General features: G+C 69.6%; 21 protein-coding genes and 1 riboswitch. Of the genes, 5 read left to right on the top strand and 16 right to left on the bottom strand.

The annotated features are described in order from the left end of the window. The first annotated feature begins 4 nt into the window (after positions 1 to 4). Entirely contained in the window at positions 5 to 1519 is a 1515-nt protein-coding gene (gene pdxR / locus OHB24_RS14310) for a MocR-like pyridoxine biosynthesis transcription factor PdxR (RefSeq protein WP_327639491.1), read from the top strand. Here the strand turns inward: pdxR and OHB24_RS14305 are convergent. Next, positions 1494 to 3596, bottom strand: a complete 2103-nt coding sequence (locus OHB24_RS14305; protein ID WP_327639490.1) for an MMPL family transporter — start codon at positions 3594 to 3596, stop codon at positions 1494 to 1496. The genes pdxR and OHB24_RS14305 overlap by 26 nt on opposite strands. Positions 3597 to 3702: 106 nt before the next feature. Here OHB24_RS14305 and OHB24_RS14300 point away from each other — a divergent pair, with 106 nt between their 5' ends. After that, on the top strand, positions 3703 to 4308 hold the full coding sequence (locus OHB24_RS14300) for a TetR/AcrR family transcriptional regulator (protein WP_327639489.1): 606 nt from the start codon (positions 3703 to 3705) through the stop codon (positions 4306 to 4308). Here OHB24_RS14300 and OHB24_RS14295 read toward each other — a convergent pair. The 6 genes from OHB24_RS14295 to OHB24_RS14270 all read right to left on the bottom strand — a co-directional run bounded on the left by OHB24_RS14295 (position 4305) and on the right by OHB24_RS14270 (position 10161). Beyond that, positions 4305 to 5258, bottom strand: a complete 954-nt coding sequence (locus OHB24_RS14295; RefSeq protein WP_327639488.1) for a FecCD family ABC transporter permease — start codon at positions 5256 to 5258, stop codon at positions 4305 to 4307. The genes OHB24_RS14300 and OHB24_RS14295 overlap by 4 nt on opposite strands. An 8-nt stretch (positions 5259 to 5266) precedes the next feature. Beyond that, a complete protein-coding gene (locus OHB24_RS14290) occupies positions 5267 to 6241 on the bottom strand; it encodes a FecCD family ABC transporter permease (protein WP_327639487.1) in 975 nt (324 codons plus the stop codon). Then, entirely contained in the window at positions 6238 to 7260 is a 1023-nt protein-coding gene (locus tag OHB24_RS14285; protein WP_327639486.1) for an ABC transporter substrate-binding protein, read from the bottom strand. Before OHB24_RS14285 ends, OHB24_RS14290 begins: the two co-directional genes overlap by 4 nt. Before the next feature lie 27 nt (positions 7261 to 7287). Further along, positions 7288 to 7471: riboswitch (cobalamin riboswitch) on the bottom strand. A gap of 30 nt (positions 7472 to 7501) precedes the next feature. Then, positions 7502 to 8479, bottom strand: coding sequence for a hypothetical protein (locus OHB24_RS14280; protein ID WP_327639485.1), 978 nt, complete (start codon positions 8477 to 8479; stop codon positions 7502 to 7504). Between the two features lie 13 nt (positions 8480 to 8492). Further along, on the bottom strand, positions 8493 to 9779 hold the full coding sequence (locus OHB24_RS14275) for an MFS transporter (RefSeq protein WP_327639484.1): 1287 nt from the start codon (positions 9777 to 9779) through the stop codon (positions 8493 to 8495). Positions 9780 to 9822: 43 nt separating this feature from the next. After that, a complete protein-coding gene (locus OHB24_RS14270; RefSeq protein WP_327641067.1) occupies positions 9823 to 10161 on the bottom strand; it encodes a sterol carrier family protein in 339 nt (112 codons plus the stop codon). Positions 10162 to 10250: 89 nt separating this feature from the next. On the opposite strand from OHB24_RS14270, the gene OHB24_RS14265 reads away from it, so the two are divergent. Next, on the top strand, positions 10251 to 10874 hold the full coding sequence (locus tag OHB24_RS14265; protein WP_327639483.1) for a hypothetical protein: 624 nt from the start codon (positions 10251 to 10253) through the stop codon (positions 10872 to 10874). On the opposite strand, the gene OHB24_RS14260 is transcribed toward OHB24_RS14265, so the two are convergent. The 7 genes from OHB24_RS14260 to OHB24_RS14230 all read right to left on the bottom strand — a co-directional run bounded on the left by OHB24_RS14260 (position 10871) and on the right by OHB24_RS14230 (position 19911). Then, the gene (locus OHB24_RS14260; protein ID WP_327639482.1) at positions 10871 to 12409 is read right to left on the bottom strand and encodes an alpha/beta hydrolase; all 1539 of its coding nucleotides are present in this window, start codon (positions 12407 to 12409) and stop codon (positions 10871 to 10873) included. The two genes, OHB24_RS14265 and OHB24_RS14260, sit on opposite strands and share 4 nt — an antisense overlap. Further along, on the bottom strand, positions 12406 to 13257 hold the full coding sequence (locus OHB24_RS14255; RefSeq protein WP_442913970.1) for a PSP1 domain-containing protein: 852 nt from the start codon (positions 13255 to 13257) through the stop codon (positions 12406 to 12408). The genes OHB24_RS14260 and OHB24_RS14255 overlap by 4 nt, the downstream gene beginning before the upstream one ends. A 553-nt stretch (positions 13258 to 13810) precedes the next feature. Continuing rightward, positions 13811 to 14761: a DUF4190 domain-containing protein gene (locus tag OHB24_RS14250; RefSeq protein ID WP_327639481.1), complete on the bottom strand. Its 951-nt coding sequence runs from the start codon at positions 14759 to 14761 to the stop codon at positions 13811 to 13813. A 31-nt stretch (positions 14762 to 14792) separates the two neighbouring features. After that, on the bottom strand, positions 14793 to 15458 hold the full coding sequence (locus OHB24_RS14245; RefSeq protein ID WP_327639480.1) for a DUF4190 domain-containing protein: 666 nt from the start codon (positions 15456 to 15458) through the stop codon (positions 14793 to 14795). A 124-nt stretch (positions 15459 to 15582) separates the two neighbouring features. Then, a complete protein-coding gene (locus OHB24_RS14240) occupies positions 15583 to 16791 on the bottom strand; it encodes a DNA polymerase III subunit delta' (protein WP_327639479.1) in 1209 nt (402 codons plus the stop codon). Continuing rightward, on the bottom strand, positions 16788 to 18773 hold the full coding sequence (gene tmk, locus OHB24_RS14235; protein WP_327639478.1) for a dTMP kinase: 1986 nt from the start codon (positions 18771 to 18773) through the stop codon (positions 16788 to 16790). Before tmk ends, OHB24_RS14240 begins: the two co-directional genes overlap by 4 nt. 43 nt (positions 18774 to 18816) lie before the next feature. Continuing rightward, on the bottom strand, positions 18817 to 19911 hold the full coding sequence (locus OHB24_RS14230; protein ID WP_327639477.1) for a pyridoxal phosphate-dependent aminotransferase: 1095 nt from the start codon (positions 19909 to 19911) through the stop codon (positions 18817 to 18819). A 63-nt stretch (positions 19912 to 19974) separates the two neighbouring features. On the opposite strand from OHB24_RS14230, the gene yczR reads away from it, so the two are divergent. After that, positions 19975 to 21387 (top strand): aminotransferase-like domain-containing protein, encoded by a 1413-nt coding sequence (gene yczR, locus OHB24_RS14225; RefSeq protein WP_327639476.1) that lies wholly within the window; start codon positions 19975 to 19977, stop codon positions 21385 to 21387. 191 nt (positions 21388 to 21578) lie between these two features. On the opposite strand, the gene OHB24_RS14220 is transcribed toward yczR, so the two are convergent. Next, complete coding sequence (locus tag OHB24_RS14220; RefSeq protein WP_327639475.1) at positions 21579 to 24347, bottom strand: glycoside hydrolase family 2 TIM barrel-domain containing protein; 2769 nt, start codon at positions 24345 to 24347, stop codon at positions 21579 to 21581. 66 nt (positions 24348 to 24413) lie between these two features. Further along, positions 24414 to 24845 (bottom strand): Fur family transcriptional regulator, encoded by a 432-nt coding sequence (locus OHB24_RS14215; RefSeq protein ID WP_327639474.1) that lies wholly within the window; start codon positions 24843 to 24845, stop codon positions 24414 to 24416. 104 nt (positions 24846 to 24949) lie between these two features. On the opposite strand from OHB24_RS14215, the gene OHB24_RS14210 reads away from it, so the two are divergent. Next, positions 24950 to 25363, top strand: coding sequence for a hypothetical protein (locus OHB24_RS14210; protein ID WP_327639473.1), 414 nt, complete (start codon positions 24950 to 24952; stop codon positions 25361 to 25363). Positions 25364 to 25366: the final 3 nt, after the last annotated feature.

The following is a 25366-nucleotide window of genomic DNA, read 5'->3' as shown; positions in this document are numbered from 1 at the left end:
TCCTGTGAACAGGTCCAATCCGGCGATAAGTGGCAGGTCCATTGGCGGAGCGGACTTCCTCCAACTCGACCCGGCCGAGGCACCGCCCGGCGGTCTCGCGGACTGGCTGACCGACCGCCTGCGGACCGCGATCTCGACCGGTCACCTCCCGGTCGGCACCCGGCTCCCCGCGACCCGCACCCTCGCGACCGACCTCGGCCTCTCCCGGGGCGTGGTCACCGAGTCGTACCAGCGCCTCACCGAGGACGGCCACGTCTCCACCCACGGCCGCCGCGGGACCATCGTCATGGGCACGGCTCCGGAGGCCGGCGCCAACCGAACGACAGGACGTAGTCGTCTACGCATACGTCCTCGCCCGCCTAGCGCGCCTCCAGAAGCGGAGGGACTGGGGACTACCTCCTGTCGTTCTGCAGACCTGGGCGATGAGATCTTCGACAATTTGCGGGCGGCCCCGTCGCGGATCGATCTGACACCAGGGGTGCCGGACTTGGCGGCGTTTCCGCGGAGCGCCTGGTTGCGCGCGGAGCGAGCGGTGCTGGCGGACCTGGAGTCGGCCGATTTCGGGTACGGCGATCCCGCGGGTACGCCGACGTTGCGGCGCGCGGTCGCGGCGTGGCTGGCGCAGTACCGCGGGATCACCGCGGATCCGGACGACCTGATCATCGTGGCCGGCGTGGCCCAGGCGATCGGGCTCGTGGCCCAGATGCTCCAACGGCACGGCGTCCACGAGATCGCGGTCGAGGACCCCGGTTCGCTCGGTTCCCGTCAGCACCTGCAGAACTGGGGCATGCGGACCCCGCCGATCCCCGTCGACGATCGCGGGCTGCAGGTCGACGTACTGCGGAATTCCGGCGCGGGCGCGGTGATGGTGACGCCGGCGCACCACTTCCCGACCGGCGTCGTACTGGACGGCGAACGTCGGCGCGAGCTGATCCAGTGGGCGACGGACGGCGGACTGGTCATCGAGGACGACTACGACGCCGAGCACCGGTACGACCGACCGCCGGTCCCGGCGCTCCGCACGATGCTGCCCGACCGGGTCATCTACGCCGGCAGCGTGTCCAAGCTGCTCGCCCCGGCGCTACGGATCGGCTGGATGCTCGCACCCCCGCAGTACAAGGAAGAACTGATCGCCCGCAAACGCCTGGCGGACCTCGGCAACGCAGGCCTCCCACAGCTCACCCTCGCCTCCCTGATGGAGTCCGGAGAGCTTGAGCGCCAACTCCGCTTCCTCCGCCGTCGGCACCGTACCCGCCGCGACGCGATGGTCAGCGCCATCCGCAACCACTTGCCCACCGCAACCATCCACGGCGCCGCCGCCGGCCTGCACCTCACCATCACCTTCGAAAAGGGAAACGACATCGAGCTGGCCGCCGCCGCCCTGGAAGCAGGCGTGAAAACCCATCCCCTCTCCTGGCACTGCCAACTCCCGCACGCCCCCGGCCTGGTCCTCGGCTACGCGGCCCGCACCCCCACCGAAATCACCGAGGCCATCACCACGATCGCGAAGGTCCGCTGATCGGACTCCACCAGTTCGCCCGCCCGGCGAGCTTCATGAACGCGGGCAACAGGATGCCCCGGATCGCCGTCGCGTCCACGAGCACCGCGACGGCCATCCCGATCCCGATCATCTTCAGGTACACGACTCCGCCGGTCGCATAGACCGCGAACGACAGCGCGAGTACGGCGGCCGCGCTCGTGACCAACGGCGCCGATCGCTGCAGCCCGATCGCGACCGCCCGCTCGGTGTCCCCGGTCCGCAAGTACTCCTCCCGGATCCGCGACACGATGAACACCTCGTAGTCCATCGACAGCCCGTACACGATGCAGAACATGAGGGTCGGCATGCTCGCCTCCAGCACGCCGGTCGCGGTGAAGCCGAGCGCCCCGGACAGGTTGCCGAGCTGGAACACCCACACCATGACGCCGAACATCACCCCGAGACTCAGCAAGTTCAGCACAGTCGCCTTCAACGGCAGCAGCACGCTGCCGGTCGCGACGTACAGGACGAGCACGCTGAGCAGCAGGATCAACCCGAGCACCAGCGGGATCCGTTCGGTGAGTGCCGCACGCCAGTCCAACATCTCGGCCGGCGAACCACCGATCATCGCGTGGTACGGCGCCTCAGCCGCGCGGACCTGTTCAACGAGGTTCCCGACGTTTCCCTCGAGCACCTCATCGGTCGGGATGACCGTCAGGTACGCCCCGCCGTTGCGGACGTAGGTGTCGACCTGCGCCACCCCGTCCAGTTGTCCAAGGGTCTTCGCGTACGGCGTCAGTCGCGCCGGATCGGTGATCTGGGGCATCACGACGTACAAGGCATCGGACTCCTCCTGACCGAAGTTCTCGCGCACCTGGTCCGCCATGATCCGGCTGCTGGCGTCCGCGGGGAGGATGCGCGCGTCCGGCAGCCCGAGGCGCAGGCCCAAGGCGGGCGACGAGAGCAACAAGATCAGCGCGAGTACGGCGCCGCCAATGAGTGCTGGGCGGCGCATCACCGCGGTCGCGAGTGCTGCCCAGCGGCCCGAGCCGGAGCCTGTCACCGCGGGACGGACCGCTCGGCGGCCGAGGAGCGCCAGCGCGGCCGGGAGGATGACGAGCGCGCCGATCAGCGCGGACAGGACAACGAGAACACCGGCGTACCCGAAGGACCGCAGGAACGACAGGGGGAACAGCAGCAGCGCGAGCAGTGAGACTGCGACCGTCAGACCGCTGAAGAAGACGGTCCGCCCGGCCGTGCGCACCGCGGTCACCACGGCGTCGTCGACCTCGGCGCCGGCCGCCAGCTCCTCGCGGAACCTTGCGATCACGAACAGGCAGTAGTCGACACCGAGCGCCAAACCCATCACCAACGCGAGGTTGGCGGCGAACGTCGAGACCTCGGTGAACGCCGCGATCACCCGCAGCCCGGCCAACGCGCCGCCGACCGCGAAGATGCCGACCCCCAGCGTCAGGAGGGCCGGCGAAACCCTGCGATAGATGAGGATCAGCAGCGCGAGCACCATCGGGATCACGACCAGCTCGGCGCGCAGGAAGTCCGCACGGGCCTGGGCGCCGATCTCGCGGAACACCTCGTCCTGACCGCCCGACTGCACGGTGATCCCGTCGCGCGATCCGGCGTACTGCGCGGCGAGCTCACCGACTCGCTGCCGCGCCTCGTTCACTTCGCCCGGCACGTGGACGAGGATCAGCGCCTGCCGGGAATCCTTGCTGCGCAAGGCCGGACTGCCGTCACGGGACCAGTACGACGCGGCCTCGGCGACCCCCGACTGTCCGGCGACTTCGTTGGTCAGTCCAACACCAGCGGCGCGTACGGCGGGATCGTCGACGGTCCCGGTCTTCGCCGTCACGAGGAACGCGAGGTTCGGCGGACCGGTCCGGAACTGGTCGGCGAGCACCCGCCTGGCGCGATCCGACTCCGCGGACGGATCGGCGATCCGGGACAGCGAGAGGGCGTTGAGCGCGCCGGCCGCGACCGCGAGCACGAGCGCTGTGAGGACGAGCGAGAGCAGGACGACCAGACGCCGGCGCCGAACCACCAACCGACCGAGGCGCTCGAGGGGTTTCGGGAGGTCGAGTTGGGTGGTTTCGGGCATGGCGGACCTCCGGGCTGGCGGGGGTAGGATGTCCAAACACGAGCAGTTGCTCGCATACAGGAAAAATACGAGCTTTTACTCGTGTTTGTCAACGAAGGGTCGTCCCATGCCCGAGGAGCCGCGTCGCCAAGCACGCGGGCAGCGGCGGATGGTGCAGCTGCTGGACGCGGCCGCGGTGGTGTTCGCCGAGGCCGGGTACGCGAAGGCGACGACCAACGCGATCGCCCGCCAGGCCGGCGTCTCACCGGGCACGCTCTACCAGTTCTTCGCGAACAAGGAGGCCCTCGCCGAGGCGCTCGCGGAGCGCTACCGCAGCGAACTCGCCGCGGCGCACCAGAAGGCCTTCGACCCAGGTACGGCGCACCTCCCGCTGCCTGAACTGGTCGACCGGATGATCCGCCCGATGGTCGAGGTCAACCTGGAGAACCCGGGTTTCAAGGCCTTGTTCGGCAGCGGCGACATGCCGGACAAGCTGACCGCGCCGACCCGCGCGCTCCAGATGGCCGTCACCGGTCGAGTCGCCGAGGTCCTGGCCGCGCGCTACCCCGAGCTGCCGCCTGACCGCCTCGAAACCACCGCGGCCGTCGCGACCCAGATCTTCGCCGCCCTGCTCGGCACCATCGTCACCACCCCTGCCACCCACCGCGAACGGTGGATCACCGAACTCAACCAGGCCCTGGTCGGCTACATATCTCCACTCGAACCGAGCTAGAACCTGTTTGTGCGGGCCAGCAGGAAGAGTAGGTACGGCGCTCCGAGGAAGGCGGTCACCACACCGACCGGCAGTGCGGTCGGGGCGACCACGGTCCTGGCGATGAGGTCAGATGCGACCACGAGCAATGCCCCGATGGCCGCCGGAACGAGCAATCCCGGCCGCCGCGGGACCAGGCCGCGCGCCAGCTGAGGCGCCACCAACGCCACGAACCCGACCGGTCCCGCGGCCGCGGTCGCTAGCGCTGCTAGCCCGACGCCGATCGCGATCAACGCAGCGCGGGCCAGTTCAACCCGCCCGCCCAGCGCCCGCGCCAGGTCGTCGCCGAGCTCCAGCAGCCGCAACTGCCGCGTCGAAGCCATCGCGGCCGGCAGCCCGACGGCCACGGTGATCCCGACCAGGACGACGTGCTCCCACGAGCGGCCGGCGAGGCTCCCCGCCAGCCACATCGACGCGCTCTTCGCCGTGTAGATGTCCGCCAGCGTGAGCAGGTACGCCGTGAGCGACCCGATGATCGCCGTCACACCGATCCCGACCAGCACCAGCCGATGCCCGGAGACCCCGTTGCGGTAAGCCAGCAGATACACGACGATTGCCGACAGCAACGACCCGGTCAGCGCACCGAGCGGGATCCAGCCGCTCCCGAGCACGGTGATCATCAGTACGGCGGCCAGCGCGGCGCCGGCGTTGATGCCGATCAGGTCCGGGCTGACCAGCGGGTTCCGGGCGAGCCGCTGAAAGATCGCGCCCGACACCGCGAACGCCGTACCGACGCCGATACCGACCAGGACACGGGGCAGGCGGTTGTCGACGACGACGTCGTACGTGATCAGCGTGCCGTGCCCGGACAGGGTCCGCAGTACTTCGGCCAACGGCAATTCGTAGTCGCCCCGCGTCAGCGCGAACGCCCCGATCGCCGCGGTGAGCAGCCACGCGACCGTCGAGACCACGACGCTCCTCACAGCTCGGCCATTCGCCGCCGCCGGACCAACGCGATGAACAAGGGCGCACCGATCACCGCGGTGACGATCCCGACCTGCAGCTCCGCCGGCCGTACGACGATCCGCCCGAGGACGTCGGCCAGCAGCAGGACGATCGGCGCGAGCACCATCGACCAGGGCAGCAGATGGCGATAGTCCGGGCCGACGATCCGCCGCGCGACATGCGGTACGGCGAGGCCGATGAACCCGATCGGGCCGGCGATCGCGGTCGCCGTACCGGCCAGGATCACGACGGCGAGCCCGGCGAGCACCCGGACCAGCTGCATCCGCGTGCCCAACGCCTGCGCGAGGTCGTCGCCGAGGGCGAGCTGATTGAGCGACCGCCCGAGCAGCAGCGCCAGAACGGTGCCGACGGCAACGAATGGAACGGCCTGCGCGACGATCGGTCCGGTGGCGAGGGACAACGATCCGACCACCCAGAACCGGTACTCGTTCAAGGTCGAGAGATCGAGCAGCGTCACGGCCGAGGTGAGCGAGCCGAGCAGTGCGGAGATCGCTGCCCCGGCCAGCGCCAGCTTCACGGGTGCAGCACCACCGATCAGGTACACGACGACGGTCGCCACCAGCGCGCCACCCATCGCGAACCACACGTAACCGGTCAGGCTGTGCACTCCGAGCAGCCCGATCGCACCGACCACGGCCACTGCGGCGCCCGCGTTCACACCGAGGATCCCCGGATCGGCGAGCGGGTTCCGGGTGACGCCCTGCATCAACCCGCCCGACAGCCCGAGCGCGACCCCGACAAGCAGACCGGCAACGGTCCGCGGCACGCGCAGGTACCTGACAACCCGGTCGGTGTCGCTACCGCTGAAGTCCATGAGTGCCCGGTAGACCTCGCTCACCCCGACCCACCGGTTGCCGACACACAAGGACAGCAGGACGACCACGATCAGGATGCCGACGCAGACCGCGAGGCCTGCGATCCGTTTCACCGGAGGAGGTCAGGGTGCAGGATGTGGCCCAGGTTCTCCGTGGTGTAGGCGCCCCGGACACCGGCTGAGTGGTTCGCGAACAGCCACGGGATCACGTGCTTGCCGCGCACCGCCTTGAGATTCGCGTACGCCGGATTGCCGAGGATCTTGTCCACGTCCGCCTGCGATGCCGCGGGCGTCAGCGACGCGTCGCAGCAGCCGCTGACCAGCACGTAGTCCGGGTCCCGCTTGATGAACTCCTCGACGCTGATCTTCACGTTCCGCTTCGCCGTCAGGTCCGCGAACGCGTTCACCCCGCCGGCCTGCCGGATCAGCACGGTCCCGAAGTCCGGACCGCCCGAGACCGTGAGGACTCCGCCTTCCAGCCCTGGCCGGACGATCGCCACCGTCGGCCGCGGAGCGTCCTTCACCGCAGTCTCGACCGCCGCGATCCGGCGCTGCTGATCGGCGATCACCTGCGCGGCGCGGTCCTCGACACCGAAGAGCTTGCCGAGGTCCCGCAGGTCGGCGTACACGTTGTCCATCGAGACCGTCGAGGGGTCGATCGCCTCGTCGCCCTTCCCGTCGGCGGTCGGGCAGAGCGGGCTGAAGATCCAGGTCCGGACACCGAGGTCGGCGAGGCTCTTGCGGCTGCCGAAGCTCGAGTCGCTGCCGGCGGCGCTGAACACGTCGTTGAACCCGGACAGCACGAAGTCCGGGTTCAGGCTGAGCAGTTCCTCGCGGCTCGGCAGGTTCTTGAAGTACTTCGCCTTCGCCTGCGCGCCGGCGTACTCCGGGAGCACTTCGGCATCCAGGTACGCCGTCCCGACCAGGCGATCCGAGATCCCCAGCGCGTGCGCCATCTCGATGGCCGGCTGGTACGCCGCGAACACGCGCTTCGGCGGTCCGTCGACGGTGACGTCGATCCCGCAGTTCTTGACGGTGATCGAGCGGGCGCCGGTTCCGGCTTCGGCGGCCGGACCACAGCCGGCCAGGAGCGACAACGACAGGACAGCAGCAACTACGCGTACGGCGGCCATGGGCGGACCGTTCCTCCAGCACCTCGTGGACGGGTCATCGCCGTGGCCGGTCTCCTGGCTGACGGGTACCGCGTCCACCGGCCTGACCTTCCCAGCCGCACGCGGCCAGTGGTCCCCTCACGGGTACGACAGGTGCACATCCCGATCACAGTGGCGAGGGCCGCGCCGGTACTTCACCGGCTTCCCGAACACCACGGCGCGGTCACCCTAACACCCGCGACCAGGTCGCAGGTAGCGCGGCTCAGCGGGTGTAGCGCGGGGCGATCGCGAGGGCGAACTGGGTCATCAGGTCCGGGTTGATCTTGCGGTCCGGGAGCGGCACAAGGTCGACGATCTTGTCGTCGCCGACGCGGATCGTCGTCCGGCCGGTGGCGGTGTCGACGTACCCCTCGTCGCCGAGCGGGATCGACTGCGAGGTGGCGGCCTTGCGGATCGGGGCCATCAGGGCCTTGGCGTCCGGCTCCCGGCGTACCGACGTCGAGAGCACGCTCGTCGAGGTCACCCAGCCGCAGACCAGGTCGCCGGCGGGGGTCTGACCGTCGCGCCGGGCCATCGCCGGTGCGCCCAGCACCTTCTCGGCCGCCGCCGTAGCGCGGTCACAGTCCGGGCGCGTGATCAGCCGATCGGCCTCCATCAGCCCGGCACCCTGCCGCAGGACCTCCCGGCCGAGTGCGACGTACTTCGCGAGGGTCGCCTGCGGCCCGGAGAGCTTGTACATCCTGCCGAGCGACAGGAACACCAGGAACGTACTTGTGCCGTACCCGCCCCGACCGATCTGGACGGGCTTGGCCGGCTCCCGCGGATGCGCGGCGTAGGCCTTCTGGGCCGCCGCCAGCATCGCCGGAGTCGCCGGGAGCACCGACATCCCGACCCTCAGCACCGGTCCGTCAGGGCTGGCACTGAGGGCGAACTGACACACGTCGTACGTCGGGATGTCGAACTCGGGCGGCGGCGCCTTCGGCTGGATGTTCGCGACCGGCACCGCGAGCGTGGTCTGCACCAAGGTGGGGTCCATCCGCACGCACAACGTGTCCGCGACCTTGGACGGCGTCATCGAGGGCGTCACCGAAGGCGTCGGCGAGGGGGTCTCCGTGCTCGGTGGCGTGCTCATCGGCACCAGCGGCGGCACGCTCGGCGACGTCTCTTCCGCCGGACCACCACAGCCTGCGAGCAGTACGACGGTCAGCGCGGAGGCGGTCACTACCCGGCGGATACGCATGATGACAGGAACCTTAACCCGCGGCGCGGAGCTCTCTTTCGCGGACCGCGTGTTCGTCGGTACGGGCGTCGTACCGCCAGAACTCGCGCAACCAGACCGACGTGGCGATGACGCCGGCGACGCACAGCACGCCGCCGCTGACGATCGAGGTCCGGACCGTGGTGAGATCGGCGACCAGTCCGGAGCGGGCCTGACCGCCGAGCGGGCCGAGCGAGTAGCCGAGCATCTCGATCCCGGCCAGCCGGCCGCGCATCTCGTCGGGGATCGTCTGGTTCCAGATCACCGAGCGGAACAGCACCGAGATCATGTCGGCCGCGCCGGCCACCGCGAAGAACGCGATCGCGAACCAGATGTTCGGCGCCAGCCCCGCGATCCCGACCGCGGCGCCCCAGCCGATCGTGGCCAGCACCACCGCCCGGCCCTGGTGATGGACGTGTTTCGCCCACCCGCTGGTCAGGCTGGCGCACATCGCCCCGATCGCCTCCGCGCTGTACAGCAGGCCGAGCAGCTTGGGTTCTTTCAGGATGTCCGTCGCGAACGCCGGGAACAGCACGATCGGCATCGCCAGAAACATCCCGACCATGTCGACCAGGTACGTCGCGAGCAGGTCCTTGCGGCGGAACGCGTAGACGATTCCGCCGCCGATCGCCCGCAGACTCGGCGCCGTGGAGTGCTCGCCGGCGCGGTACGAACCGAGCCGGGCGTAGAGCAGCGTCGCGAAGACGATTCCGGCCAGCTCGACCGAGAATGCCCAGGTCACGCCGACCGATCCGACCAGGACGCCACCGAGCGCCGGGCCGGCGAGCTGCCCGATCTGCGAGGTCAGGGAGCTCAGTGCGACCGCGGCCGGGATCTCCGCGTGCTTCACCACCCGTGGAAGGAGCGCCTCCCGCGAAGGCCGCTGCAGCGAGGTCGCGACCGCGTTCAGTGCGCCGCAGACGTAGATCAGCCAGACCTGCGGATTCGGGAGCAGCGTGTTGGCGACCATCAGCGCGGAGATCGCGACCTGCGCGAGGCCGGTGGAGACGAGCAGCGTGCGGCGTTCGACGTGGTCGGCGAGCGCACCGCCGTACAGGCCGAACACGACCAGCGGGACGATCGTCACCAGGCCCATCGCGCCGACCGCGAAGTTCGATCCGGTGAGTTGGTAGAGCTGGTACGGCAGAGCGACGTACCCGACCATGCCGCCGAGGAAGAAGATCGACCCCGCGACGAGCAGGATGCGGAAATCGCGGGAACCACGCCACGGAGTCAGATCGACACGCAACCGGGCCAGCCGCGCGCTCAGACTTGCTGCCACCGAGACATAGTGTCAGGCCCGACCTGCCGGAACGAACCTGATTTCAGCTGAGGGGCAGCAGGGCGGACAGGTCGGTGCGTTCGCCGCTGGCGCGGAGTTTGCCTGTCATCCGGGCGTCGGGCCAGGTGGTGCGGCCGAGCGCCACATCGATCCACAGGTCCGGTGGCATCTCGATGACCGCGCCCGGCGTACCGCGGGTGTGTCGCGGGCCCTCGATGCACTGCACGGCGCCGTACGGCGGAACCCGTACCTCGACCGCGTGGCCCGGTGCTTTCGCGACCAGGCGTTGCAACAGTTCCTTGGTGAGCAGTTTCAGGTCGGCGCGTTCCGCCGTACCGTCGTCGTAGCGTTGCAAGGCCTGCCGGAACGCAGGGTCGGACATCTCCACGACGTGCCAGCGTACGCGGCAGTTTGCGGTGACGCCCCTCTCGTCGGGGATAATCGGGCGGGAGAGAGGGAAGCGAGGTCGGGATGCTCACGCCCAGGCACCAGGCGCTGCTGATGACGCTGGCGGGAATGACCGTCGGCGTAGCCGTGTTCGGCACAGTCGTCGCCGTGAACGGCGGCAATCCGTTCACCGCCCACGACACGCCGGCGGGGATCGTGAGTCCGTCGCCGTCCAGCACCCCGAGCCGTGGGGACGGCCTGCAGGCCGACGGGCTGCAGTACGTCGTCCAGAGCTTCGGCACCGACGACGACCCGGTGTCGTCCGAGATCCCGGCCGGGTGGAAGAGCGCGCAGAGCGGCACCCGCCCGAAGTTCGTCGACTCGACCGGCGTCTGGCAGATCCGGTTCGACACGCGGGGCAGCAAGCAGACCCCGGACAAGATGGTCGCGAACCGCGAGCGCAGCATCGACGAGACCGGCCTGAAGGTGCTCAGCCGCGACAACGGCACGCTGATCTACACGTACGTCGACAAGACCCGCGGCCCCCGGATGGGCCTGTCGCGCTGGGTCTCGCTCGACGACGGCAAGACGTCAGCGGTCGAGATCACCGTCGGCGGCCGCCCGCAGGACGAGGCCGGCCTGCGCGCCGTCCTCCAGCAGGCCACCGACACCCTCAAACTCGCCTCGGGCGATACCCGCCCCAACTAGCACTTGATGTCGGCGGCGGGGGTGTTGCCCTGCACGAGGTAGCTCTCCACGACGTTCTTCACGCAGGCGTTGCCCGACAGGTACGCCGTGTGGCCGTCGCCGTCGCGGGTGACGAGGACGCCGCTCTCGAGCTGGTGCGCCAGCCCGACCGCCCACTCGTACGGCGTGGCCGGGTCGCGCGTCGTACCGAGGACCATGATCGGCTTCGAGCCGGCCGCCTTGATCTGGTGCGGTTTGTCCGTCGGCTTCACCGGCCAGTTCACGCAGGACGCCGACGACCAGGCGAGGAACTCACCGAACCGCGGTGAGGCGGCCTTGAACTCCGGCACCTCCGCCTGGAGCTGCGCGATCGAGGTGACGTCCGGACGGTCGGAACAGTTGACCGCGATCTGGACCTCGTTCGCGTTGTCGGCGTACCCGGACGGCTTGCGGTCGGTGTACTCGTCGGCCAACGCGAGCAGCCGCGCGCCGTTCCCGGCGAGCCCGTCGACGACGGCGTCCTCGAGCCGCGGCCAGAACTCCTTCAGGTACAGCGGATAGACCAGACCGAGGATCACCAGGGCCTGCGTGACCTGGCGCTGCCCGTCACCCGGCAGCGGGTGCGCGTCGCTGTCCTTGATCAGCTTGTCGATCTTCGCCAGCACCTCGTTCTTGCTGCTGCCGAGCTTGCAGGAGCGCTGCGCACAGTCCTCCGCGAACGCGTCCAGCGCCTTGTCGAAGCCCTTCGCCTGCGCCATCCCCATCTGCTGGGACGAGATCGACGGGTCGACGGCGCCGTCCAGCACCAGCCGGCCGACGTTCTTCGGGAACAACTCGGCGTACGTCGCACCGAGGTAGGTGCCGTACGACATGCCCAGGTAGTAGAGCTGGGAGTCCCCGACGATGCCGCGCAGTACGTCGATGTCGCGGGCGGCGTCCTTGGTGTTCACATGCGGCAGGAGCTCGCCAGAACGCTGCTCGCAGCCGGCCGCGAAGGTCTTGGACTGCTTGTCGACGTCCGCGACCTCGGCCGGGGTGTCCGGGCTCCCGTCGGCGGCGATCATCGCGTCCAGCTGCGCGGTGTCCAGGCACTTCACCGGGGTGGATTCACCGACCCCGCGCGGGTCCCAGCCGATGATGTCGAACTTCCGCAGCAGCGACGACCCGAACAGCATCGGCACCTGCGCGGCGAACTCCTGCCCGGAAGCGCCGGGGCCGCCCGGGTTGATGAACAGCGTGCCGATCCGGCCACCGCGATCCTTGGCGAGCACCTTCCGGGCGCGCAGTTCGATGGTCTTACCGGTCGGCTTCGTGTAGTCCAGCGGGACCTCGATGGTCGCGCACTGCTGGTTGGAGCCGCAGCGCTCCCAGTCCGGCTGCTGCTGGTAGAACTTCTCCAGCCCGGCCGGGATCGGGCCGACCGGTCCGCTGGGCGGGTTGCTGCCGACGCCGGGCGCCGTACCGCCGTCGGCGTCCTGGGCGCGACTCGCTACTCCACATCCGCTTGCGAGCACCGCCAGAGTTGCCACCAGTACGGTCGACCTGCGGAATCTCACTGCGCGGTTTCTCCCTCGTCGTCGTGGTGCAGGCGGCGTCGGCGGCGTGGTTTCCGCACCCGCCGCTCCTCGGTCGGCTCCGGCTGCTCGGGCACCGCACTCGCTTCCGGTACGACGGGTGCCGCGTCCGGTGTCGTCGTACCGGAGGCCTCGTACTGCTGCCGCGGCGAGCAGACGTCCGCCCGGCTGCACGCACAGCGCCGGCCCGAGGCCGCGAGCCGGACGACCACGGTGTCGCTCGGCACGTTGTGCCCGACCACCACTCCATCACCCGCGGGGGTCTCCACCGCGGTCCCGAGCGCCGGAGCCTTCGCGTTGAACTCCTGGTACAGCGGGTGCTCGTACTTCAGGCAGCACATCAGCCGGCCGCACGCGCCGGAGATCTTCAACGGGTTCAGCGGCAGGTCCTGGTCCTTCGCCATCCGCACGCTGACCGGCTCGAAATCCTTCAGGAACGTCGCGCAGCACAGGTCCCGCCCGCACGGCCCGATCCCGCCCTGCAACCGCGCCTCGTCGCGCGCGCCGACCTGCCGCAGCTCGATCCGCGCCCGCAGGGCCCGCGCCAGATCCCGGACGAGCTCACGGAAATCGACCCGGTGCGGCGCCGAGAAGTACACGATCACCAGCTGGTCGATATCCGCCCGCCGGTCGACGAAATCGATCCCGACCACCTTCATCGGCAGGTCGTGCTCCCGGATCGTCCGCTTGGCGATCACCCGCGCATCCGCCCGCCGCTGCCGGTTCTGCTCGTCCCGATCGAGGTCCGTAGCGGTCGCAATCCCCGCACACAGCGGCAGCCCGCCGACCTCCTCGGTCACGTACTGCGGCGCCCAAACACACTCCGCCACCTCAGGACCGTCGTCGGTAGGCACCAGCACCTTTTCCCCCACCCGAGGCCGAAACTCCCCCGGATCAAGGTAGTAAAGCCGCCCGTACCTCTCGAACGACACCGCCATCACCATGCCCACGCCGTCAGAGTACTTGCCAACAAGCAGCCCGCGCGCGCTCCGCAGGCGCTTGCTTCGTCGCGACGCTCCTCACCGCGCCCGCTCCGCGCACTCCCACCCACCCCCGGGGCTACCGCCCGGAGCATTACTTCCGGCTACCGCCGGGAGTTGCCGGCTGGCGCCAACGGACTGCGAGCTGCCGCTCGCGTGCGACCGCTAACAGGTGCCGCTCGCGTGCAACGGCGCGTCTGTCGGTGAGCGGCCCGCGACGACGGCGAGCGTGCGGCCTGCGCGTTCGTGCATCCGGGGGAACGCGGGACCCTCGGTGGGAACTGGAGATACGGCATTACCTGTTCCAGGTCACCGTTGCCTATCTCGGCATACATCATTCGCACTGCCGACGTTCGACCGTCTGGACAGGGCAACACCTGTTAGCGGTCGCGCGTGGGGCTTTCTACCGGTGGCTGTTCTTCACGGTGCCGGTGAGTTTGTCGTCGTCGGGGCCGAAGGCGGCGCACAGGACCCGGTGATCGCCGTCGTCCCAGGCGCCTTTGCTGGGCGTCCACCAGTCCAGATACAGCTCGGACTGGTCACGCGACTTGCCCACATACGTGCCGAACGGAGGGGCGCAAGCACGGTCAGCCGCCTTGTTGATGGCGCTGTCGCCCGGGTACGTCGTACCGGGAAGCGAGACGATCGCAACGACCTCGCCGTCGTGCGCATCCGCGCAGGGCTGCCGGACCACCTCGTCCTCTTCACTGCCCTCGTCGAAGCACTCCCCGACCGTCAACTCGTCGACGTACGCGGTCGGACCCGAGTTCGAGGACGACACCGGATCCGGTGCGCTGTAGCTGTCGTCCGACGACGTACCGAGCGCGATCACGAGCACGATCAGCAAGGTGTAGCCGAGTGTTACCAGGGCTCCCATCACCAGTCCGGCGATCGCCATCCCTTTGCCCTCTTGCGGGCGCCGGCTGATCTGCACCAGGGCCGCGATGCCAAGCCCGATCGCGACCGGCGCGGACACCCCGATGACGAACCCGCCGAGCCCGGTCACGAGCGCCGCGGTGGCCAGCCCGTTCGTCCCACCCGAACCGCCGTACCCGTAACCGCCGTACCCATAGCCGTACCCGTACGGCCCCGGCGCCTGCCCGTACGCCGACGGATACTGCCCCGGCCCGTATCCCTGGCCGTACGTCGAACCGGCCGGCGCCTGCCCGTAGCCCGCCTGCTCGTACGACGGCTGCCCAGGCGCAGCCCACGGCGCTCCACCCTGCGCTCCAGGCGCCTGCGGCTGATCCGGTCGTCCGTACGTCGGGAATGCACGGGTCGGATCGTGCGGACGGTCCTGTGGACGGTCGTCCTGTGGTCGTTCCGGCCCCGGGCCGTACGGTGGCTGACTCACGCTACTACCCCCACTGAATCCCCCGCGGGCATTACCGCTGTGATCCGCGCATCGTACCTGTCAGGTGGGTCCCGGGCATGCCGACCAGACACAGGACGTTGCCGTCAGCAACCGCGCGATCTGTGAGTACGACGTAGTACATGTCCAGCTCGGACCGCTCGTACGGCGTACCCACGAACTCGACGAACGCGCCGGCGCACTGCTGCGTCGCGACGCTCCCGGTCTGCGCGGTGGACAACCCGACCAGCGCGGCCTGCACCTTCGCGTACGCCTCCCCGGTGTGGGCCGCGGCGCAGTCCGCGATCCGTACCAGCCGCAGCGTCGAGGCCTCCAGGTCCGCGTCGAAGCAGCGGCCGACCTCCACCTGCGAGATCGACACGGTCTTGCCGATGCCCCGCTGGTGCTCGCCGACCAGGTTGAGCGTGACCGCGACGCTGGTCGCGATCACCCAGCACAGCGACACCGCCAAAGCGCCGTACGCGAGCCGTTTCCCGTGCCCGCCGGCGCGCTTGATCCGCCGGAGCGCCACCGCGGCCAGCACGACCGCGATCGGCACCAGCCCGGGCAGGCTCGTCGCGAACGCCGCGACGGCGTACCTGTCCTGCTTGCCCTTCGGCGTCGGGATGCCCTCCAGCCAGGACTCAGCCGACGGCAGCGGTGGCCGCGCAGGCTGGATCGGGGAGGACGGCTGGGTCATTGGGGTCCGTTTCGCGGCAGGGTTGGGCCGAGCGGACTACTCCGCCCAGTCACCCAGTCATCGGACCCGCTGGTCTCGGTGTTACACGTTCCGCCCAGTTATCGGACGTGGCGTGATGCACGACTCAGCGCTGTGGGCGCCTCGGGATCGTGAAGCCGTCGCTGCGACCCTCGAACAGCCCGACCGTCATCGCCTCGAGCGCGACCAGTGGCGCCACGTTCGCCTCGATCGCCTCGCGGCACATCGCGATCGCGTCGATCCGGCGGACCGTCTGCTCGGGCGTCGTCCGGCTCCCGAGCTGCTCGATGTTTCGCTGCAGTTCGGCGTTGATCAGCTCGCTGCCGGACCCGGTCTGCACCACCAGCACATCCCGGTAGAGCGCCATCAGGTCGACCAGCGAACGGTCCAGAACATCGCGTTCCCACCGCTTGGCGCGCGCCTTCTGCTGGTCCTCGAGCTCCTTCAGCGCCGCGTTCGCCTCGCGCGGCCGGGCGCCTTTGGTGCCGACGCCGAGCGCCTGCTCGAGCGCGGCCCGCTCCTTCTCGTCGACCTTCTCCGCGCTGGCCTTGGCCTCTTCCTTGGCCGCCTCGACCAGCCGCTGCGCCGCCTTCAGGCAGGCCCCGAGATCGCGCAGCGCGAACGGCACCTCGAGCACCTTGTTCCGCCGCTCCCGAACCGCCTCGTCGCGGGCCAGCGCCCGCGCCCGGCCGATGTGCCCCTGCGCGGCCCGCGCCGCGAACCAGGCCAGATCCTGGCCGATCTCGAGGGTCCGGCTCAGCATCTCCGCGACCGCGGCGACCGGCGGCGTCCGCAGCACCAGCAGGCGGCAACGCGAACGAATCGTCGGTACGACGTCCTCGACCGTCGGCGCGCACAACACCCAGACGGTCCGCGGCGACGGCTCCTCGATGCTTTTCAGCAACGCGTCCGCGGCCTGCTCGGTGAGCCGGTCCGCGTCCTCGACCACCATCACCTGCCACCGGCCCTGCGTCGGGCTCATCGCGGCCCGGCGGACCAGTTCGCGGACCTCGCTGACCCGGATCGACAGCAGTTCGGTGCGGATCAGCGACACGTCCGGGTGCGCGCCGCTGAGCGCCGTACGGCAGTCGTTGCACTCGCCGCAGCCGTTGTTCGCGCACTGCAGCGCCGCCGCGAACGCCCGGCCCCCGTTCGACCGGCCGGATCCGGGTGGCCCGGTGATCAGCCACGCGTGCGTCATTCCGGCGACCGCGGGACCCCTCTCGCCTCGCAGTGCGGCGGCGGCTCCGTCGACGGCCTTCCGCAGTACGGCGACGGCAGGCTCCTGCCCGACCAGGTCGTCCCAGACACTCATAGACCCACCTTGGGAAGCATCGGTTGGAGCCGGGCGCGGATCTGTTTGGCGAGGTCCTCGCGGTCCTGGCTCGCGTCGAGGACCAGGTAGTGCTGGGGCTCGGCGGCGGCCAGCTCGAGGAACGCGTTCCGCACTCGCTCGTGGAAGGCGTCGGACTGCGCCTCGATCCGGTCCCGTTCCTTGAACCGGCCGAGGCCGCTCGTCGGCGGCAGGTCCAGCAGGATCGTGAGGTTCGGGCGGAGATCGTTGGTGGCCCAACGATTCACCCGCTCGACGTCGGACAGATCCAGGTCCCGGCCGGATCCCTGGTACGCCAGCGCGGAGTCGACGTACCGGTCGGTGATCACGACCGCGCCGGCCTTCAGCGCCGGCTTGATCACCGAGTCGACGTGCTCGGCCTTGTCGGCGGCGTACAGCAGCGCCTCGGCGCGGTGCGAGATGTCGCCGGTCGCCGGGTCGAGGACGATCTGCCGCAGCGTCTTGCCGAGCTCCGTCGCACCGGGCTCGCGGGTCAGCAGCACCTGCTGGCCCTGCTCTTCCAGCCACGTCACCAGAAGCGCGGACTGCGTCGACTTGCCCGCGCCCTCACCGCCCTCGAGCGCGACGAACAGGCCGGTCGTCGGATAGTCACCACGCGTCTTGCCGAAACTGCGCCGTACGTCGCGCCAGAACGGAACCCCCGGGCGGTCGTCCATCTGCCGCCAGGCGAGCAGACCGATCACGCCGGCCAGGACCGCCGCCGCCACCATCGTCATCGAGGCGCCGTTGTACGTCGCCGAACGGCCGCCGATCGTCCATGTGTGCCGGCCGATCGCGCCCGCGGCGAACGGCGCGATCGCCAGCGTGACCGCGAGCACCGTCCGGACGGCGGACTGCACGAACGCGAACGTCCGCCCGCGCACAGCGTCCGGCACCTCGAGACCGAGCAACGTGTACCCGGAGACCCACGAGCCGCCGGCGCAGAACCCGAGCAGGATCGCGATCATCGTGGCGATCTCGATCTGCTGGATCAACGCCAGCCCGGCCAGGCAGATCCCGGACCCGACCAGGCCGGCCGCGAACAGCCGGCGCCTGGACAGCCCGGAGAAGATCCGCGGCGCGAACCCCATACCGAGTGCGAGACCGCCGAACACGGCACCGAACAGCACGCCGTACCCGGGGTCGCCGGCGCCGAGGCCTTCGACGTACGTACGGCCGAGGCCGATCACGACCGCACCGGCCGCGAACGCGCCGGAGATCCCGATCACGAGACCGCGAACCACCGGAGTGCCGGTGACGTAGGACCAGCCCTCGACCACGGTCCGCCACAGCGTCGGATGGTCCTCGTGCTCGTGGATCGCGCGGCCGATCTCGGCGACCGACACGATCGCGAACGCCGAGATGGCGAAGGTCGCGGCGTTCACGTACACGGCCAGGTCGATGGCGAAGTCGCCGGCCCAGCGCGACACCAGGGTGATCGCGGTGAAGATGACGGCGGCCGGCAACGCAGTCCCGTACGTCGTGATGAGGCTGAGCTGGTTGGCCGCCTCGAGCCGGTGCCGGGGCACCAGGTTGGGCACGCTGGCGTCCTTGGCCGGACCCCAGATCAGGCTGACGATCTCGATCAGCACCGTCGCCACCAGCACCCAGGTCAGCGTGCCGACGATCGGGATGCTGACGAAGAACGCGGCCCGGATCAGGTCGCCGACGATCATCGTCCAGCGCCGGTCCAGCCGGTCCGCGATCCAGCCCGCCACCGGGCCCATCACCAGGGCGGGCAGCACACGCAGGAACAGCACGCCGCCGATCGCGAAGTTGGCCGCCTGGTAGTCGTCGCCGGCGAACGACTTCGCCATCGCGGTCAGCGCCAGCAGACCGATCCAGTCCCCGAGGCTCGACAGCCCGAACGCGATCCACAGCCGCCGGAACGCCCGGATCCGCAACACCGCCCGCACATCGTGCGCCGGTGCAGGATCGGTCAACGGGTCATAAACCTCCGGCACACCGCAAGCCTAGTGGGCGGGTCGGACACCGCATCGCAGCGCATCATCGGCGGGCGGCGCGGAGCGCCTCGCCGAGCGCGTCCAGCGCGAGCTTCAGGTCACCCGCCGGCAGGAAGCCGAACCCGAGGCGGAACACCCGTGGCTCGTCCCCGAACCAGTCCCCGTCGGCCAGCCGGACGCCGCCCTCGGCCGCCGTACGCCGGAACCGCTCGAGATCGACCGCCGGCTTGAGCCGAACCACACACAACGCCCCGGCATCCGGCCGCACCCACTCGACAAGCTCACTGTTCGCAGTGACCCAGTCCTGCGTCATCAACAGGTTCTGCTCCAGCCAGGGCCGTCGTACGGCGAGGATCTGCTCCTCCTGCTCGAACACACGGATCGCGAGCGCCTCCGTGATCGTGGACGCGGTGACCACCGTGTTGAACTTCGCCGTCGTCAACTGCTCGATCAGCTCGCCGTCCGTGCTGATCACCCACCCGATCCGCAACCCGGCCGCCCCATGGCACTTCGACAGCGACGCGACAGACACCACCTTCGGCCCGAGCCGGAGTGCCGTGTCCGCGACCGGATCGTCTCCGTACGCCGCGGCCCGGTAGGTCTCGTCCACCATCAGGTACGCGTCCGGGCAGACCTCACTCATCGCGTCGACAATGTCGCGCAGGGTCTCCGGCGGTACGGCGACACCGGACGGGTTCTGCGGCGTCGCCAAGCTGACCAGCCTGGTCTCCGGCGTGAGTTGCGCACGCACCGCGTCCGCAGTGAGCCGGTAGCCCTCGTCGAAGCTCAGCGGAACGACCCGCACTGACGCGCCGACCGTGTCGAAGGCGTTGCGCGTCATCGGGAACTGCGGCGCCGTCGTCACGACCTCTCCCTCCAGCAGGTAGGCGAGCAGGAAGATCCCGTGCATCCCGCCGACGGTGACGACCACGTCTTCGGGCCGTACGCCGTGCCGCTCCGCGATCGCCGTACGGAGCCGAACATCGCCGGCTGCGGTGCCGTAGCCGAGTTCGAGGTCGCCCAGCTCCGGGGTCAGCAGGTCCGCGAGCCGGAGGTCCGGGCCGTAGCTCTCGCCCAGTTCGTGCCGCGGCTGCTCGGCGGTGAGGGACATGATCGGGTTTCTCGGAAAGGTCGGCATGCCTCCATCGTTCTGGACTCGCGGTGGCCGATGGAGAGCCAATCCGGCAGAATTGGTTCGCAGATGAGACCAATCGAGGTAGTTGACCGGTTGGGCCGCTGGTCGTCCGGCCGCGGCCCGCTGTACGTGCTGCTCGCGGCCCGCCTGCGGCAGCTGATCGACGACGGCGAACTCCCGCCGGGCGTACTGCTTCCACCGGACCGCGCACTGGCCGGCGCTCTGGCCGTTGGCCGTACGACGGTGGTCGCCGCCTACGACCTGCTCCGGGCCGAAGGGCGCATCACCCGGAAGCAGGGCAGTGGGACACGCGTGGCCGGCGTACCTCGGAATGGGCAGGTCGAGGAAGCTCCGGTCGACCCGATCTTCCTGGACTCTTTGGAGGCCCGGGACGACGACGTCCTGCTGGCCATTTGCGCCGCACCAGGTGATCCGCCGCCGCAGTTGGCGGAGGCGTTCACCAAGATCGCGCCAGAGCTCGCCCGCGTCACCGACGACATCGGCTACTACCCGTACGGCCATCCGGCGCTCCGCGAGGCGCTGGCGGATCGCTACACGGCTCGCGGCGTACCAACCGGTCCTGGGCAGATTCTGGTGACAAACGGCGGCCAACAGGCCCTGTCCCTGCTGGCTCACGCCCTGGTGTCGCCCGGCGACCAGGTGCTCGTCGAGGCACCGACGTACCCGGGCGCGCTGGAGGTGTTCCGGGAGGAAGGCGCCGTACTGCGTGGTCTGCCGGTGGGGCTCGAGGGCCTCGACGCGGCGATCCGCGAGCGGCGGCCGGCCCTTGCGTACGTGATCCCGACGTACCAGAACCCGACCGGCTCGGTGATGTCCGCACTCGCGCGTCAGCGGGTGGCCGGCGCGGGGATCCCGGTGATCGAGGACGAGGTGCCGGCCGACCTCAGGTTTCCTGGCGAGGCGTTGCCCACGCCGATCGCGGCGTACGGCGACTCCGTGATCTCGATCGGCTCGCTCAGCAAGAGCATCTGGGGCGGCCTGCGGATCGGCTGGATCCGCGCGACGCCACCGCTGATCAACCGCCTGGCCCGCGTCCGCGCGGTCCACGACCTCGGCGGCAACGTCCCGACTCAACTGGCCGCCGTACACCTGCTCCCGCTCCTGGACGGCCCAGCTCTGCACCAAACCCTCAAGACCCGCCACGACCACCTACACGCCGAGCTGACTCAGGCCCTTCCGACTTGGCGCACCACACCTCTTACAGGCGGCCAGTGCCTCTGGGCGCGCCTGCCGTACGGCGACGGCACGTCCTTCGCCCAGACCGCCCTCCGCCACGGCCTGGCGATCCTCCCCGGCTCCGGCCTCGACGTCACCGGCGCCAGCGACTCCTACGTCCGCCTACACTTCCGCGCCCGCCCAGCCGACCTCACCGAAGCCGTCCACCGCCTAACCCAAGCCTGGTCGACCTACCACCCACCAACCGACCGAGTACACCCCCGCCCAACCATTGCGATTTAGCCGATCCGCTGTCGATAGACACCATCCCGGTGCGCGAACTCAATCAGCACACCAGCCCGACGCGACCTCGCGAGCGAACTGGACCCACACGCAGGCAGAAGTCGTCTTTGAGAGGCTGTATAGCGCTCCAATGGGTAGTTCTGCCTGCATGCAGGTCCACGTCACGCCCTGAAGTAGGCGTCGGGGCCCGGTCAGGTGGTGCTGAAACGCAGGGACAGCCGAGCGGGTGCGGTTTTGAGTTTGTCGCGGTCGGGGAGGGCGGGGCCGCAGGCGGCGGTGCCGACGCCGGTTTGGGCGAGGTCGATGGTGACGTGGGTGGTGTCGCCGGGGGTGAGGAACGCGGTGTGGGTCGCGTTCTCCAGGTCGGCTGACGTCCAGTCGCGGACGGTCAGGCCGAAGAGCTGGTCGACCGCCTCGATCCGCAGGCCGTCGAGCGCGGCCCAGCGGGTGTCGATGCGGTGGCCGTTCTCCTGCGGGCGGACGTACGGCGTCTGCAGTTCGGCGACCGTGGCGGAGTACTTGCCGACCGCCGCGGCTGCGCGGGTGTCGACGTACGCCTCGTTCGGGCCGGTGCCGAACCACTCGACCTGCTGCACCTTCGGCAGCTCGAACGTGATGCCGAGCCGCGGCAGCACCTCCGGGAACAGCCCTTCCGGTACGACGTTCAACTCCAGCACCACGCCGTCGTCGACGGTGGTCCAGCGCCAGGTGCTGCGCAGACCCCACTGCAACTGCGGCGGCGCGGTCCGGGTGACGACCTCCCAGGCCCCGTCGCGCTCGCCCTGCGACACGATCCGGTGCTGCACCCGGTGCAGCCCTTCCTCACGCCACTTCGCCGCAACCCCAGGAATCGCGTCGTTGTCGATCGGCGCCCGCCAAAGATCCAGCCGAGCATTCCGAACACCCGCGACAGTGATCCCGTCGATCCCGGCCTCGCCCGTGGCCGGCGAACCGCTCACCGCAACCTCAGCCGCGGCAGGCTCGTCCAGCCGGATCTGGCCCCACGCGATGCGGTGCCCGGCCTCGACCCACGACGTCGCCTCGGTCAGAGAAGCGGTCACGGTCACCCAGGTCTCGGGCTTCGAGGCATCCGCCGACGGCAGCTCAACCGTCACGGTCTCGCCAGGTGCGATCGCCGGAACCGACAGGCTCCCGCCGTCAACCCGTGACCCCTCGGTCTCGACGACGTAGCTGAAGGTCAGGTGGCTGGTGTCGAGGACCTCGTAGCGGTTGGTGATAGACACCCGGTTGCCATCAGCAACGATGCGGAGCGGCTCGATCACCTTGATGTACTCGTGCATGCCGGGTGACGGCGTCCGGTCCGGGAACAGCAGACCGTCGCAGACGAAGTTCCCGTCGTGGATCGTCTCCCCGAAGTCCCCGCCGTACGCGTAGACCTCGCGCCCGTCGATCGTGGTCCGCAGACCGTGGTCGATGAACTCCCAGATGAACCCGCCCTGGCAGCGCGGGTACTTCTCGAAGACCTCGCGGTAGTCGAGCAACCCACCCGGTCCGTTCCCCATCGCGTGCCCGTACTCGCACAGGATGAACGGCAGGTTCCGGTAGAGGCCGGTGTCCGCGCCGATCTCCGCGCAGCCCTCGGGCGAGGTGTACATCCGCGAGTAGATGTCGACCCACTCGGCCTGGGTGTCGCGCTCGTAGTGCACCGGCCGCGACGGGTCGAGCTCCTTCGCCAGGTCGTACATCGCCTTGAGGTTGTCGCCCATCCCACACTCGTTGCCGAGCGACCAGATGACGATCGACGGGTGGTTCTTGTCCCGCTCGATGGTCCGGCGCATCCGGTCGACCATGTCGTCGCGGAACCGCTCGTCCATCACCGGGTTCGGCAGCTTCGGCGGCTGCGGCTCGTACCCGAACCCGTGCGTCTCGAGGTCGCACTCGTCGACCACGTACAGCCCGTACTCGTCGCACAGCGACAGGAAGTGCGGGTGCGGCGGGTAGTGGCTGGTGCGGACCGCGTTGATCCCGGCCCGCTTCATGATCAGTACGTCGTCCAGCATGTCCTGCTCGGTCAGCGAGCGGCCCCGGTCGGGGTGGAACTCGTGCCGGTTGACGCCGTTGAACAGCACCCGGTTGCCGTTGACCGTGAAGATCCCGTCGACGATCGCGACGGTCCGGAAACCGATCCGCAGCCGCACGTCGCCGCCGGCAGTCCGCAGTACCGCGTCGTACAGCCGGGGCACCTCGGCGCTCCACGGCTGCACGCCCTCGACCCGGGTGTGCTCGCCGGTCGGCAGCTCCAGCCCCAGCTCGGGGACAGTCACCGTGCCCGGTACGTCGGACTCGACCAGCAGCGTGCCCGCACCGTCGATGTGGTCCCACGCGGCCTTGACGAAGACATCCGTCGGCGCATCCGTCCGCAACGCGAGCAGGTTGACCTCGCGGAAGATCCCGGACAGCCACCACATGTCCTGGTCCTCGACGTAGCTGCCGGTCGACCACTGGTGCACCCGAACGGCGATCTGCGCGTCCTTGCCGGGGGCAACCAGCTCGGTCACGTCGAACTCGCTGGCCAGCCGGGATCCCGACGACCAGCCAACGTACGAACCGTTCACGTACACCGCGAACCGCGAGTCCACGCCCTCGAACCGGAGCACGATCCGGGCGCCTTCGAAGTCCGCCGGCACCGTCACGGTCCGGACGTAGTCGCCGGTCGGGTTGTCGGTCGGCACGTACGGCGGCTCGAGCGGGAACGGGTAGACCACGTTCGTGTACGCCGGCGCGCCGTACCCGTTCAGCTGCCAGTGGCCCGGCACCGCGATGGTGTCCCAGCCGGTGGTGTCCGGGTCCTTCAGATCGTCCGGCGCGTCCGCCACGGTCGGGGACAGCCGGAAGCTCCAGTCCCCGCTGAGCGCCACGCGCCCGGCGTCGTCATCCAGCCAGGCCCGCGGCGCCAGCACGTTCAAGCCCAAAGCAAAGTCCTCGACATAGTCCGTCACAGGAGTCGACCCTAAGCCAACTCTGTTCACGAATCCACACCGATGAACAGATATGGACAGAGCGCCTCAGCTCTGGCACTCCTTGCACACGCCGACGAGGGCGACTTGTTCGGGGGCGAGGTCGAAGCCGAGCTCGCGGGCGAGCTTCTTGCGGGCGGACTCGAGGACGTCGCCGGGAGCGTCGTACACGGTGCCGCACTCGGAGCAGCGCAGGTGCAGGTGCCGCGGCGCGAGGTCCCCGGCCAGGTGGTACGTCGTACCCGCCCGGCCCAGATGCACATGCGTGACGAGACCGAACTCACCCAGCGCGTCGAGTGCCCTGTAGACGGTGGCCCGGTGGATCCCCGGACGGAGCTGCTCGGCGCGTTCACCGATCTGCTCGGCACTCAGGTGCTCCTCGGTGCCGGCCAGCACCTCGACCACCGCGAGCCGCGCCGGGGTGACCCGCTCGCCCCGCTCCCGCAACCGCTGCGCACTGACTTCGACAGCACTGGTCATGGGGGCTCCTTTGCAATCGGGCTTCAGCTACCGAGCCGTCACCCGGTGAGCAACCAAACCAATGTACTTTCCGCGTACGACGTCTCACACCTTGGGGAACTGCGATGAGTGATCAGTCGAACGCTGTCGTACGCCGCGGCGCCGCCGAGCTGAGCGGTGTAGTGCGGAACGTACAGTTCCGCTCCGAGCTGCGCGGTGAGAACGGCTCCGTCCAAGTGCTGACCTTCCAGCTCGAGCAGCACGACGCCGTCGGCAAGCAGTTGCAGCCCGCGCTGGTCGAGCTGCGCGGGCTGTCGCTGGAGGGTCAGGTCGCCGACGGCGAGCAGGTGACCGTCGCCGGGAAGTGGCGCAACGGCCGCGTCGTCGCGAAGGAGGTCGTCAGCCAGACGACCGGCGCCTCGCTCCGCGCCCGGCGGCCGCCGCTGTGGGTGGCGGTGCCGGTCGCGATCATCTTCGCCGCGTTCTTCGCGTTCGTGCTCTACTTCATCATCCGCGGCTTCAGCAGCGTCGGCGGCTGAGGC

This window comes from Kribbella sp. NBC_00482 (assembly GCF_036013725.1).
Classification (GTDB): domain Bacteria; phylum Actinomycetota; class Actinomycetes; order Propionibacteriales; family Kribbellaceae; genus Kribbella.
The sequence above is the reverse complement of the archived record's forward strand: the minus strand, read 5'-3'. Positions and strand labels throughout refer to the sequence as shown.